A 12828-nucleotide genomic window follows, 5' to 3' on the forward strand; every position below is an offset into this window, starting at 1 on the left:
AAGGTAGGTAACCCCGGAGACGGCTGGGAATTCCCAGAACCGCCCGGATTCCACCGGCCTTCGGTGGCGCGCATGGTGCCCGGACCAGGAGCGCAGCGTCCACCCTCCCCCAGTGGCGCCCTCCGACACGGAGCGTCGTGACAGACATCTGATGTCGTCCAGCGCCGTCTTCCTGCTACGCAGCGGCGAGGGACCCCCGCGGCCCCGTCTGACGCACGGAGATGAATGTGACCGAGGCGACATACCCGCCACCGGATGAGGCAACCCCCCGAGCCCGCGCGCTGCGAGAGCTGGCGCTGCTGTTCCTCCGGTTGGGGACGACGGCCTTCGGCGGCCCGGCGGCCCATATCGCGCTCATGGAGGACGAGGTCGTCCGGCGCCGAAAGTGGCTCACGCACGAGGAGTTCCTGGATCTGCTCGGAGCCGCCAACCTCATCCCCGGGCCGAACTCGACCGAGCTGGCCATCCACATCGGCCACCGGCGCGCGGGCTGGAGCGGCCTGGTGGTGGCGGGCACCTGCTTCATCCTCCCGGCGTTCCTCATCGTGTCCGCCATCGGCTGGGTGTACACGCGCTACGGGCAACTGCCGGAGGTGGGGCACCTGCTCTACGGTGTGAAGCCCGTCATCATCGCCGTGGTGCTCCAGGCCATCTGGGGACTGACGCGCGGAGCGGTGAAGTCGAAGTTGCTCGCGGTGGTGGGCGTGGCCTGCGTGGCGCTCGGCTTCCTCGGGGTGAACGAGCTGCTCCTGCTGCTCCTCGCGGGCGGCTTCGTGGCGCTGTCACGGCGGGTGGCCCGGAGCCGAGAGGGCGGCGGAGTACCCCCTTCGGTGAAGGCGCTCGTCCCCGGCCTGCCGCTGGGCGCGGTGGCGGCGGCGACGGCGGCCCCGGGCTTCAGCCTCGGCGGCCTCTTCCTCTTCTTCCTGAAGGTGGGCTCCGTCCTCTACGGTAGCGGCTACGTGCTTCTGGCCTTCCTGCGCGCGGACCTGGTGGAGCGCTGGGGCTGGCTCACCGAGGCCCAGCTGCTCGACGCGGTGGCGGTGGGTCAGGTGACGCCCGGGCCCGTCTTCACCACGGCCACCTTCATCGGCTACGTGCTCGGAGGGTTCCCGGGAGGAGTGGTGGCCACGGTGGGCATCTTCCTGCCCGCCTTCTTCTTCGTCGCGGTGAGCGGGCCGCTGGTGCCCCGCATGCGCCGCTCGTGGGTGGCCGGTGCCTTCCTCGACGGCGTCAACGTGGCCTCGCTCGCGTTGATGGCCACCGTCACCTGGCAGCTCGGGCGCTCCGCGCTCGTGGACGTGTGGACGGTGGGCCTCGCGCTCGTCAGCGCCGTGCTGCTCATCCGCTACCGCGTCAACTCCGCCTGGCTCGTGCTCGGGGGGGCGGCCCTGGGACTGCTGGTGGGTTGAGCAGGACGTGCTCCGAGAGGCCCAGGCTTCTGACGAGGGAGCCCGATTCCTCGGGCTCCCGACTCCTCATTGTGCGCTCACGTCAGTTCCTCACGTGGCGCATCCGTGCCCGCGATTCGCGGAGTGGTCACTCCTCCGGACAGGGGATGCAACGGCCCCTGCTGTCGCGACAGGTCCAGTCCACCGGGCAGGGGGACATGTCGGACCGCGAGAACGCCACCGCCGCCGTCGCACCACCCAGCACACCCGCGAGCAACACGGCGACCATCATCACGTTCTTCTTCGTCATGTAGCACCTCCAAGGGATGACCAGCCCACTGAGGCTGGAGCCGCAGCACACCGTGAGTGAAGTCTCCTTGTCAACATGTGAAAGCCGGGATGGCACGAGCGCCTGTGCGGCGATGACTGCGTCGGAGCGCTCGCACCAGGTGGCGTCGCTCGCGTGGATGGCCACCGTCACATGGCAGCCCGGACGCCCTCTTGCCACAGTGTTGCATCCATCCGGACAATGCGCGGAGCCGGGGCAGACCCGGCCCATCACTCCCGACAGGGGCAATCATGCAGAGGCTGGGCAACAAGGTCGCCATCATCACGGGCGGCGGTAGCGGCATTGGCGCGGCGACGGCGAAGCTGTTCGTGCAGGAGGGCGCCAAGGTCCTGATCGTCGGCCGCAACGAGGCCAAGCTGCGCAAGACGCTCCAGGAGATCAACCACGAGAACATCAGCTACACCGTGGCGGACGTCTCGCAGGTCGAGGACACGAAGCGCTACATCCGCCATGCGGTGGAGCGCTACGGCGGCATCGATGTGCTGGTGAGCAACGCGGGCACCGAGGGGCCCTTCCAACACATCGCCGAGCACTCCGTGGAGGACTTCGACCAGGTCATCGCCACCAACGTGCGCGGAGTCTGGCTGTCCATCAAGCACGCCTTCCCCGAACTGCAGAAGCGAGGAGGAGGAAGCATCATCCTCACCTCGTCGGTGGTGGGTGTCGCCGGCTTCCCGGCGAGCTCGTCGTACACCGCGAGCAAGCACGCCATCATTGGCCTGGCCCGTGCGCTGGCACATGACGGCGCACCGTTCCGCATCCGGGTGAACGCGGTATGCCCCGGCATCGTCGACAACGACATGATGGTCTCCATCCACGCGCGGCTCGCGCCTGGTGCCGAGGACCAGATTAAGAGCACCCTGTCGGCACGGGTCCCCCTGAAGCGCTACGGCGCCAGCGAGGAGATCGCCCGGATGAACCTCTTCCTCGCCAGTGACGAGAGCAGCTACAGCACCGGCGGCGTGTACATGGCGGACGGAGGCATCACGGCCGGCATCATGTAGCGGGAGCTCCGGCGGCCTCAGCCGCTCGCGGTCTCCGCGCGGGCGCTGAATCCCCGGGCCTGTCCGCGGCGATCCTCCTGGTAGCGCCGCAGCAGCCACTGCCCCGCGGGCCTCGCCATCACGGCCGCGCGCATCTCGGTGACCTCCGGGGGCAGGACCTCACCGGGCCGGAGCACAAACGGGGAGCCCTCGGCGCCCACCAGCGGGGCATAGAGCGACGCCGCGGCGATGTCCGCGATCGACAAGGAGTGACCCGCCAGGTAGCGCGACGGGTCTCCTTGAATCTCGCGCTCCAGCCGGTCGAGCCCCTCCAGCAGCTTCACCTTGGACTCCGCCACCTTGTCGGGAGTCAGCGCGTACTGGCTCCGGATGACCCGCTTGATGACGGGGATCAGCACGTGTCCCACCAGACGCAGCGGCAGCGGGAAGCCGCCGAACATGAGCGGCTCGATGTCCGTGCCACTGGCGAAGAGCTTCGCGTACACCCAGCGGCGCACGTGCTTGCCGGCCATCTCGTCGAAGTAGGCCTCCAGCTCGAGCACCCGCTCGCGCTCGGGCCCCTCGGCGGGAATCAGCGCGGGCGCCGACGGATAGCCCCGCTCCAGGTACAGCGCGATGTCGGTCGAGTCGGTGACGACGGTCCCCCGGTCCACCAGCACGGGCACGGTGCCTCGGGCGCCCTTCGTCAGCCGCTTCGTCACCAGACGGTGCGCGCCGGGAAACAGGTTCTCGATGCGGAACGAGAGCCCCTTGGCGTCGAGGTTCCAACGGGTCTTCTCGCAGTAATGGGAGATCGGGAACTGATAGAGCGTGCGTTCAGCGTGGGCCATGTCGGGAGCCTCGGACGAGGGGCGCGAGCACGGCGACAGCGGCCAGTTTCATCCCCCCCGGTTCAAATCGCCGGGAGCATGCCGCCTTCACGCCTTCCGGTACAACCTTCCGAGCCGCCACCCGGTCATCAGCGCCCCCAGTGTAGGGGTGTCGCCGGGCGCCCCTCGATTCGAGGACAATGCCTCCATGAGAATCCGCGCCTGCCTCGCTCTCGTCATCCTCGCCACCGCCTGCGGCCGGGAGCCGCCCACGAAGGAGGAAATCGAAGACGCGAAGTCACGGGTGGACCTCGCGGTCCACGCGGCCCACCAGGCCCGTGTGGCGCTCGAGTTACTCGGAATCCTGCCCGTCTACACCTGCGGTGAAGCGCGGCGCACCTTCGTGGGCCGCGTCACCGAGGGCGCCCAGGTGAAGGTGGCCTGCATCACCGCCACCACCGAGGCCCTGGACGACACCACCGACGCGGTGGTGCTCTCCTTCCCTGAAGGCCAGTGCTCCGTGAACGGGCACACCGTGTCCGGGCAGAGCGCCTTCCGCTACCAAGGTGGCGAGGACCGGATGGACGTCTTCGCCGACCTGCGCGGACTGAAGGTGGATGGCCAGGCGCTCCAGGCCAAGGTGGGCTACGGCACCTGCGGTGACGAAAAGCGCTTCTGGGCCGAGGCCGCTGGCGACCTGCCAGACCGGGCCGGCAGCAGCTACCGCGTGGACGGGCGGGTGGGCCTGCGCGAGGGCCTGCCCCTCATCGGCGGCACCACGCTCGTGTTCGACGGGCCGGCCGAAGTGTCCGGGCCCCTCGGTACGGATCGCATCACCTTCACCGGGCTGCAGTACGAAGTGGGCGAGTTCCTCCCCGCGAAGGGCGAGGCCCTCATCGAAACCGCCCGTGGCCACCGGGTGAGCGTCCACTTCAGCGAGGTGCTCTGGCGCCTGGGTAAGGTGGAGGTTGAAATTGACGACAAGGCCCCGGTGACGGTCCCCATCGTCCGCTGAGTCCGAGGTACATTCGGGGGCATGAATCCCCCAGACTCCCGCCCCTCCCCTGGCCTGCTCGCCCGTGCCCTCAAGAAGGTCGGAGAGCTCACCAGCCCGGAAACCCGCTCGGGCAAGGTCTTCGCGAAGGCCGAGCAGGGTCTCACCCAGGTGGCCGCGCGCCTCGCCGAGAGCCCCACCTTCCTGCGCGTCAGCGGTGGCCTCATGCGCCGCGGCTTCACCCAGCAGATCCGCCGCACCTCGGTGATGGAGAAGACGCTGCACTCGCTGCGCGTGCCCACCTCCTCCGAGGTCGACGCCCTGCGCGACCAGCTGCGCCGCATGGGCGACCAGGTCGAGGCGCTCGGCTCGCAGCTCGAGCACGTCGTCGAGCTGCTGGAGCGCCAGGAGCAGCAGCCAGCTCCCTCCTCCTCCGTCCTCGACTCCATCCCCTCACCCCGTCGCCGCAAGACTCCGGTCCCCAAGTAGGACTCGCGGCTCCCGGGTCGCCCCTCATGCCTCGAACGGCGCAGCAGAACCAGCGGCTGAAGGAGGAGCGCAGGAGCGCTCTGCTGAAGGCCGCACGCGAGCTCTTCGCTCGTAGGGGGCTCGCGGCCACCAAGATGACGGACCTCGCCACCGCGGCAGGCATCAGCTACGGGCTCGTCTACCATTACTTCCCGGACAAGGAGGCGGTGTTCCTCACACTCGTCGAGGAGGCCGTCCAGGGCGGAATCCAGCTCCTCACCGACGCCCGGAGCGCGCCCGGCTCTCCCTGGGAGCAGCTCCATGCCGTCTGCTCCCGGATGCTGGAGGAAGCCCGGGAGAACTCCTCGTTCCTGCTCATCCTCGTGCAGGCCCAGGCGTGTGAGAACCTTCCCACCGAGGGTGAACAGTCACTCGCCCGCCACACCGCGCGCTTCCTTCAACTGCTGGTGGAGCTCATCGAGGACGGACAGCGCGCCGGCCAGGTGGTGGACGTCCCCGCAGGAGAGCTCGCGCGCACCTTCCTCGCCACCGTGGAGGGGCTCGCGCTGACCCGGCTCATCAAACCCCGCTCGAACCTGCCGTTCCCCTCGGCGGACACAGTTCTCCGGTTGTTCGAGGCTTGAGCCTCCCGCTCCCATGCGGGCCCCGCCGCGCTATGGTAGCGGACCATCTTCCCCCAGGAGTTCTCCTGTGAATCGGCCTGCCCAAGCCTTCCAGCGGATCCGCTCGTTCGTCTCGTCCCAGGTCGACGTGTCGCGCTCGCTCGCGCAGGCCCTGCAGGACCGCTCCATCAACCCCTACCCGTACCTCAAGCCCTTCATCGAGAAGGCCGCCAACGTCCGCGAGCCGCCCATCAGCCCCACCCCGCACGCGGTGGTGTACACGCGCGGCAGCATGCGCCTGCTCCGCTACGCCGCGCCCCGGCGCCGCTACCGCACGCCCATCCTCTTCGTCTACTCGCTCATCAACCGCTGGTACATCCTCGACTTCCTGCCCGGCCGCAGCCTCATCGAGTACCTCACCCGCCAGGGCTACGACGTCTACGCCATCGACTGGGGCCTGGCCGGGCCGGATGAGCAGAACCTCACCTGGAGCGAGCTGCTCGGAGGCCACCTGCGCTCCGCGGTGCGCTGGACGTTGCGCGTGAGCGACAGCGAGGACCTGACGCTCTACGGCTACTGCATGGGCGGCACCATGTCCCTGGCCTACACCTCGCTCTACCCCGAGGGCGTGCGCAACGTGGTGGTCCAGGCCACTCCGGTGGACTTCACCAAGGGTGGCATCTACTCGCTGTGGACGCAGCAGCGGCACTTCGACGTGGACTCGCTGGTGGACGCCTACGGCAACGTGCCCACCTACGTGCTGGAGAGCGGCTTCTTCATGGCCGGCCCCGTGCAGCGCATCACCAAGTGGCTCGACGTGTGCCGGCAGATCGACGACCCGAGCTTCGTCACCACCTTCCTCGCCCTGGAGCGCTGGGGCTCGGACGCGGTGCCCTTCCCCGGCGAGGTCTACCGGCAGTACGTCAAGGACTGCTACCAGCAGAACCTCTTCTGCCAGAACCGCATGGAGGTGGGTGGCGAGCGCGTGGACCTGGGCCGCATCCAGTGCCCCGTGCTCAACATCATCGCGGAGCATGACAACATCGCCCCGCCCGCCATGAGCGAGCCGCTGCCGGGCCTGGTGGGCACGAAGGACTGCGAGACGATGCGCTTCCCGGTGGGGCACATCGGCCTGTCGGCATCCAGCAAGGCTCCGGTGAAGGTATGGCCGCACATCGCCGGCTGGATGGGACAGCGCTCGGCGACGATGGAGGACGGAGCATGAACGAGGCGCGGGTACGGGAGGGCACGGTGCAATCGAGAGAGGGCTCCATCCGGCTGCGCGACGGGCGCAAGCTGGCCTATGTCGAGTCCGGGAACCTGGAGGGCTCGCCGGTCATCTTCATGCATGGCAACCCGGGCTCCCGCTACATGCGGCACCCGGATGACGGCCTCACGGCGAGCCTCGGGGTGCGGCTCATCGCACCGGACCGGCCGGGCTATGGGCTGTCGGACTTCAAGAAGGGCCGCACCCTGCTGGACATGCCAGCGGACATCGAGCAATTGGCCAACGCGCTGGGGCTGGGCCGCTTCGCCGTCATGGGCGTGTCCGCGGGAGGCCCCTACGTGGCGGCCTGCGCGTACCGCCTGGGCGAGCGGCTCACGGGAGCGGCCATCGTCTCCGGCTCGGCGCCGTTCAACCGCACCGGGGCCATGGCGGGGGTGAATCGGGACTACCGCGCCGCCTACAGCATGGCCATGTGGCCGGGCTGGTTGCTGAAGCCGGTGATGACCCTGCATGACCAGTCCGTCCGCAGCAAGCCCGAACGCGCGCTGGAGACGCTGATGAAGGAGTGCTCGGCGGATGACCGGGCCGTGCTGTCGAATCCAGCCATCGGCGCACAGGTGAAGGGCTTCCGCTTCGAGGCCTCACGTCAGGGCGTGCAGGGAATGATTCAGGAGGCCCGCCTGCTCACCTCGCCGTGGGGCTTCCCGCTCGAGGACATCCGCATCCCCGTGCACCTCTGGTACTGGGAGGGAGACTCCATCGTGCCGCTGCAGATGGGGCGCTACCTGCACTCGCGCATCCCGAGCACGGTGCCCCACTTCCTGCCGGGCGGAGGACACTTCGCCCTGTACTCGCACTGGAAGGACATCCTCTCCGCACTGGTGCGCGGGTGACGGGACCAGGACTCGAACGCCGCTTCCCTCGTGAGCCGGAGCCCGTTCTCCGGTAGCGTCCCGGGCGTGAGCGACGATACCTCCCTGCCAGCGTTCCGCACCGTGCCTCGCACGGGCGTCATCTACGTCACCGCCGAGGCCATGCGCCGGGGCTACCGCGGTGGAGACCCCGACTGGTGCAACCTCGGTCAGGGTCAGCCCGAGACCGGTGAGCTCCCCGGTGCCCCGCCCCGCATCGGCAGCGTCTCCGTGGACGTGAATGACCTGGAGTACGCCCCCGTGGCCGGCCTCTGGGAAATCCGCGAGGCCGTCGCCTCCCTCTACAACCGCCTCTACCGCCGCGGCCTCCCCAGCCAGTACACCGCCGAGAACGTCTCCCTCTCCGGCGGCGGCCGTGCAGCCCTCACCCGCGCCGCCGCCAGCCTCGGCTCCGTCAACCTCGGCCACTTCCTCCCCGACTACACCGCCTACGAGGAGCTGCTCGACGTCTTCAAGGCCTTCACCGCCATCCCCATCCTCCTCGAGGGCGAGCGCGGCTACGCCTTCACCCACGAGGACCTGCGCCGCGAAATCCAGGGCCGCGGTCTCTCCGCCCTCCTCTTCTCCAACCCCTGCAACCCCACCGGCAAGCTCGTCCAGGGCGACGAGCTGGCGCGCTGGGTCTCCGTCGCCCGCGAGCTCGAGTGCACTCTGCTCATCGACGAGTTCTACTCGCACTACGTCTGGACGGGCCGCCCCGGCCAGCTCCCCGTGGAGAGCGCCGCCCGCTACGTGGAGGACGTCAACAAGGACCCCATCGTCCTCTTCGACGGCCTCACCAAGAACTGGCGCTACCCGGGCTGGCGCATGACGTGGACCGTGGGCCCTCGCCAGGTCATCGAGGCCGTGTCCAGCGCCGGCAGCTTCCTCGACGGCGGCGGCAGCCGGCCCCTTCAGCGCGCCGCGATTCCCCTCCTGGATGAGCAGCTCGTGGTGAAGGAGACGCTCGCCATCAACCACCACTTCCGCGAGAAGCGCGACCGCTTCCACTCGCGTCTGGAGCGGCTGGGCATCCGCACGGACCGCTCCCCCGATGGCACCTTCTACGTCTGGGGCAACGTGTCCGGGCTGCCCGCGCCTCTCAATGACGGCATGGGCTTCTTCCGCGCCGCGCTCGACCAGAAGATCATCACCGTCCCCGGCGAGTTCTTCGACGTGAACCCCGGCAAGCGCCGCGCCCGCCCCTCGCGCTTCCGCAACTACGTGCGTCTGTCCTTCGGACCCTCCATGGAGGTGCTCGAGAAGGCCCTGGATCGGCTGGAGGCCCTGGTGCTGCGCCACACCAGCGGTTAATCCCTTCGTACACTTCGGCGCGTCCGGAGCCTGAGCCCGCTCGGAGAGCAGCCAGGCTCCATACCCATCACATCCCGGCGCATTCCCATCTACCCAGCAGCAGGAGGAGGCAGACCTCTTCACGGCTGGGCAGCGCAGCAGGCCTCCTGTGCAACACCCAGCCCAGGAGCAACCCCGAATGTTGAAGTTCGCCGGCGTCAAGCTGGGGCCGTAGCCGTAGGAGTCGTGTGTGCTGCTCGGGGACCTCGCGAGAGGGCCCCTTTCCTTCCCTTCGACCGGAGCAGGACGGACATGCGTGGAACCGAGCCTGGCCATCCCTCATCGAAGTCGCACTGGAGCAGTGCCACCCGTGAGGCGCTCGCGGCGGAGTTGCTATGCATGGGCCTGTCCTACCGGACGGCCCCCCTGGCGGTGCGCGAGCGGCTGGCACTCCCCGAGGCACGGCAGTTGGAATTGCTGCAACGGCTCGGAGAAGCACCCGCCGAGGCGCTGCTCATCTCCACCTGCAACCGGGTGGAGCTGTACCTGACCGCGCCGGACGTGGCCGTGGCCCGTCAGCGGGCCCGGGTGAAGCTGGAGCGCCTGGGAGGGACAGAAGTGCTCGAGCACCTCTACGAGCACCAGGGCGAGGCCGCGCTGCTCCATCTCTTCCGAGTGGCCTCGAGCCTGGACTCCATGGTGCTGGGCGAGGCGCAGGTGCTGGGCCAGGTGAAGGACGCCCTGGAACAAAGCCAGACAGCGGGCACTGCGCGCGGCGAGCTGTCGCGCATGTTCGCGGCGGCCTTCCGGTGCGCCAAGCGGGTGCGCACGGAGACCGGCATCGGCATGGCGGCCACGTCCATGGCTGGCGCGGCCGTGGCGCTCGCCAACAGGACCCTGGGCGGGCTGGAGGGCAAGACGGTGCTGCTGGTCGGCGCGGGCGAGATGGCGGGGCTGGCCGCCCGGCACCTGAAGCAGGCGGGAGCGGGCCTCATCGTGGTGGTCAACCGCACACTCTCTCGCGCCGAGGCCCTGGCGGCCGAGGTGGAAGGCATCGCACGCCCCTTCGATGAGCTGTTCACCCTGCTCGTCTCGGCGGACGCGGTGGTGAGCGGCACCTCCTCGCCGGTGCCCCTCTTCCACCGGGAGAACGTGGCGGCGGTGCTCGAGGAACGGGGGCACCACCGGCCTCTCGTCCTGGTGGACCTGGCCGTGCCGCGCAACATCGCCGCCGGGGTGGACTCGCTGGCGCAGGTGCGCCTCCATGACCTGGACGACATCCAGCGGTTCGTGGCCCACAACGAAGCGGTCCGGGCCGAGGAGGCTCGGAAGGCAAGCCAGCTCGTGGATGAGGAAGTGGCGCGCTTCCTGCGCGACCAGGCCGTGCGCGAGGGGATGCCCGTCCTGTGCCGCCTGCGCCAGCGCGCGGACGCCATCGCCCGGGCCGAGGTGGAGCGCACCCTGTCCTCGCTCGGCGAGACGCTCTCCGACAAACAGCGCAAGAGCGTCGAGGCGATGGCGCGAGCCATCATCAACAAGCTGCTCCATGAGCCCACGGCCCGGCTGCGGACAATCGGCGTCGAGCCAGAGGGGGAGCAGTACGCCCATGTCGTTGCCGATCTCTTCGGGCTCATACCCACGTGAGGACCGGCACCGTCTCCCCCGCGCCGCGGCCTGGACGTCCCGCCCTGCTCAGCCCCGCCGCGGGCGAGCGAGGGCCAGGCGCCGCACCCCCTCCCTCAGCTCCTGAGGCGTCAACGAGGCGAAGCCCAGCCGGAAGGCGGAGGGACCGCGTCCCTCGAGCGCGAAAGCACGTCCCGGAGTGACGTGCACGCCCCGCGAGGCCGCACGCTCCGCCCAGGCCTCCACATCGAGCGATTCATCCACCCGGGCCCAGAGCGAGAGACCACCGGCCGGAACCTCGAAGTCCACGCAGCCGCCCAGCTCGCCGCGCAGCGCCTCCGCCAGCACGTCCCTCCGAGCCTGGTACTCACGGCGAGCCTTGCGGGCATGCCGCTGGAGCTCTCCCTCTTCCAGCAGATCCGCCAGGGCCCGCTCCAGCGGCGCATCACCCTGGCGGTCCACCACCGTCCGCAGTGCCGCCAGCGCGCGCACCAGCGGCGCGGGAGCCACCACGTAGCCAAGCCTCAGTCCCGGTGCGACCAGCTTGGAGAGCGAGCCCACGTACACCACACAACCCGCGCGGTCCGAGCTCGCCAGGGGCAGCACGGGCCTGCCCTCGTAGTGGAACTCGTGGTCGTAGTCGTCCTCCACCACCGCCATGCGAGCCTCGGCCGCCACGCGCAGCAGCTCCATCCTCCGGGCGGCGGTGAGAGTGACGGTGGTGGGGTACTGGTGGTGGGGCGTCACGTACACGGCGCGCACCGGCCGCTTCGCCATCAGGGCCTGGAGCGCATCCACCCTCAGCCCCTGTTCATCCACCGGCAACCCCACGAGCCGGGCTCCCGCGAGCCGCAGCGCGTCCCACGCCGGCAGGTACCCGAGCGCCTCGACGGCCACGACATCTCCCGGGCGGACGAGCGCACGCGCCACGAGGAAGAGGGCCATCTGGCTTCCCCTCGTGACGAGCACGTCATCCGCTCCCGCCGCGAGGCCTCGCGTGCGGCTGAGCATCCCCGCGAGCGCCTCGCGCAGGCCGGGCTCTCCGCGCGCATCTCCCGCCCGCAGCGCTGTCCGAGCACGGCTCGTCAGCACGCGCCGGAAGGCACGCGCCAGCGCCACCGCGGGAGCCAGGCGCACGTCGGGAGCCCCATCGTTGAACACCAGCGTCCCCCTGGGTGGGGGCGTCACGAGCCTGGGAGCCACCTCCTCCTGGGGGAGTGAGAAGCCCGGCCGCGCGGGCATCCGCTGCCGGGGCGTGCCACCAAACCCCCTGGGCGCGGCCACCGGGAGCGCCCGGGAGACGAAGGTTCCACGGGAAGGCTCGGCGGCGGCCCACCCCTGGTGGATGAGCTCGCGATAGGCCGCGTCCACCGTGTTGCGATGCACCCCGAGCGAGAGTGCCAGTGCCCTCGTCCCGGGAAGCGCGTCTCCCGGGGACAACCTGCCCCGCTCGATGTCACGGACGACCGCACGCGCCAGCTGAACGAAGAGCGGCACGGACGAGGAGGGCTCCAGCTCGAGGGTGAGCTTCCAGGTGCGCAACACCGGCCCAGTCTACTTCGCGAAACCGGCTCTTTCGAGGGTGCCGGTAGCTCTCTACCTTCCGACTCACACAAGGAGGCCCATTCATGAGCCAGACCGCGAACGCCCCGAATCAGAAGTACCACTCCGCCGACTTCGACAAGACGCCACCCCGCCCGCGCGTGGTGATGCCCGACAAGTTCTCCCACCCCGCCGTGGAGAGCGCCGGCCAGAACGATGGCTACTCGAAGGAGCGCAAGCACCCCGTCTTCTTCGTGGACCTGCCCTCGCATGCCATCAGCATGACGATCGGCTGGCTGGAGCCGGGCCAGTCCTCCAACAGGCACCGCCACACCTACGAGACCGTGCTCTACGTGCTCGAGGGCGAGGGCTACTCGGACATCCAGGGCAAGCGCATCCCGTGGAAGCAGGGGGACGCCGTCTACATCCCGGTGTGGGCCTGGCACAACCACGTCAACACCCACCCCACGCAACGCGCCCGCTACCTGGCCTGCGAGAACGCGCCCATGCTCCAGAACATGGGGGGCATCGCCCTGCGGGAAGAAGTGCCGGAGAAGGGCCAGAAGCCCGCGCTCGCCGGCGGGGAGGAGGACTGA

The 12828-nt window shown here is 69.5% G+C and carries 13 protein-coding genes; 10 read left to right on the plus strand and 3 right to left on the minus strand.

Annotated elements, in window-relative coordinates; translation table 11 throughout:
• The first annotated feature begins 227 nt into the window (after positions 1 to 227).
• On the plus strand, positions 228 to 1409 hold the full coding sequence (chrA, locus tag DAT35_RS34570; protein WP_233261895.1) for a chromate efflux transporter: 1182 nt from the start codon (positions 228 to 230) through the stop codon (positions 1407 to 1409).
• A gap of 127 nt (positions 1410 to 1536) precedes the next feature.
• Here the strand turns inward: chrA and DAT35_RS59340 are convergent, their stop codons facing one another.
• Positions 1537 to 1698, minus strand: a complete 162-nt coding sequence (locus DAT35_RS59340) for a hypothetical protein (protein WP_158502030.1) — start codon at positions 1696 to 1698, stop codon at positions 1537 to 1539.
• A gap of 269 nt (positions 1699 to 1967) precedes the next feature.
• Here DAT35_RS59340 and DAT35_RS34575 point away from each other — a divergent pair, with 269 nt between their 5' ends.
• On the plus strand, positions 1968 to 2741 hold the full coding sequence (locus DAT35_RS34575) for an SDR family NAD(P)-dependent oxidoreductase (RefSeq protein ID WP_108073278.1): 774 nt from the start codon (positions 1968 to 1970) through the stop codon (positions 2739 to 2741).
• A gap of 17 nt (positions 2742 to 2758) precedes the next feature.
• Here DAT35_RS34575 and DAT35_RS34580 read toward each other — a convergent pair whose 3' ends face one another.
• The gene (locus tag DAT35_RS34580; protein ID WP_108073280.1) at positions 2759 to 3571 is read right to left on the minus strand and encodes a glutathione S-transferase family protein; all 813 of its coding nucleotides are present in this window, start codon (positions 3569 to 3571) and stop codon (positions 2759 to 2761) included.
• A 187-nt stretch (positions 3572 to 3758) separates the two neighbouring features.
• On the opposite strand from DAT35_RS34580, the gene DAT35_RS34585 reads away from it, so the two are divergent.
• From DAT35_RS34585 to hemA, 7 genes are all read left to right on the plus strand, one after another.
• The gene (locus tag DAT35_RS34585; protein WP_108073282.1) at positions 3759 to 4565 is read left to right on the plus strand and encodes a hypothetical protein; all 807 of its coding nucleotides are present in this window, start codon (positions 3759 to 3761) and stop codon (positions 4563 to 4565) included.
• Between the two features lie 21 nt (positions 4566 to 4586).
• A complete protein-coding gene (locus tag DAT35_RS34590) occupies positions 4587 to 5033 on the plus strand; it encodes a hypothetical protein (protein WP_108073284.1) in 447 nt (148 codons plus the stop codon).
• 26 nt (positions 5034 to 5059) lie between these two features.
• Positions 5060 to 5656, plus strand: a complete 597-nt coding sequence (locus DAT35_RS34595) for a TetR/AcrR family transcriptional regulator (RefSeq protein WP_108073286.1) — start codon at positions 5060 to 5062, stop codon at positions 5654 to 5656.
• Between the two features lie 67 nt (positions 5657 to 5723).
• The gene (locus DAT35_RS34600) at positions 5724 to 6860 is read left to right on the plus strand and encodes an alpha/beta fold hydrolase (RefSeq protein ID WP_233261896.1); all 1137 of its coding nucleotides are present in this window, start codon (positions 5724 to 5726) and stop codon (positions 6858 to 6860) included.
• Positions 6857 to 7756, plus strand: a complete 900-nt coding sequence (locus tag DAT35_RS34605) for an alpha/beta fold hydrolase (RefSeq protein WP_108073290.1) — start codon at positions 6857 to 6859, stop codon at positions 7754 to 7756. The genes DAT35_RS34600 and DAT35_RS34605 overlap by 4 nt, the downstream gene beginning before the upstream one ends.
• Before the next feature lie 66 nt (positions 7757 to 7822).
• Entirely contained in the window at positions 7823 to 9088 is a 1266-nt protein-coding gene (locus DAT35_RS34610) for a pyridoxal phosphate-dependent aminotransferase (protein ID WP_108073292.1), read from the plus strand.
• A gap of 378 nt (positions 9089 to 9466) precedes the next feature.
• Positions 9467 to 10711, plus strand: coding sequence for a glutamyl-tRNA reductase (gene hemA / locus DAT35_RS34615; protein WP_233261912.1), 1245 nt, complete (start codon positions 9467 to 9469; stop codon positions 10709 to 10711).
• A gap of 48 nt (positions 10712 to 10759) precedes the next feature.
• Here the strand turns inward: hemA and DAT35_RS34620 are convergent, their stop codons facing one another.
• Positions 10760 to 12235, minus strand: coding sequence for a PLP-dependent aminotransferase family protein (locus tag DAT35_RS34620; RefSeq protein ID WP_108073296.1), 1476 nt, complete (start codon positions 12233 to 12235; stop codon positions 10760 to 10762).
• 83 nt (positions 12236 to 12318) lie between these two features.
• Here DAT35_RS34620 and DAT35_RS34625 point away from each other — a divergent pair, with 83 nt between their 5' ends.
• A complete protein-coding gene (locus tag DAT35_RS34625; RefSeq protein WP_108073298.1) occupies positions 12319 to 12828 on the plus strand; it encodes a cupin domain-containing protein in 510 nt (169 codons plus the stop codon).

The sequence above is a fragment of the Vitiosangium sp. GDMCC 1.1324 genome, from assembly GCF_003044305.1.
Classification (GTDB): domain Bacteria; phylum Myxococcota; class Myxococcia; order Myxococcales; family Myxococcaceae; genus Archangium.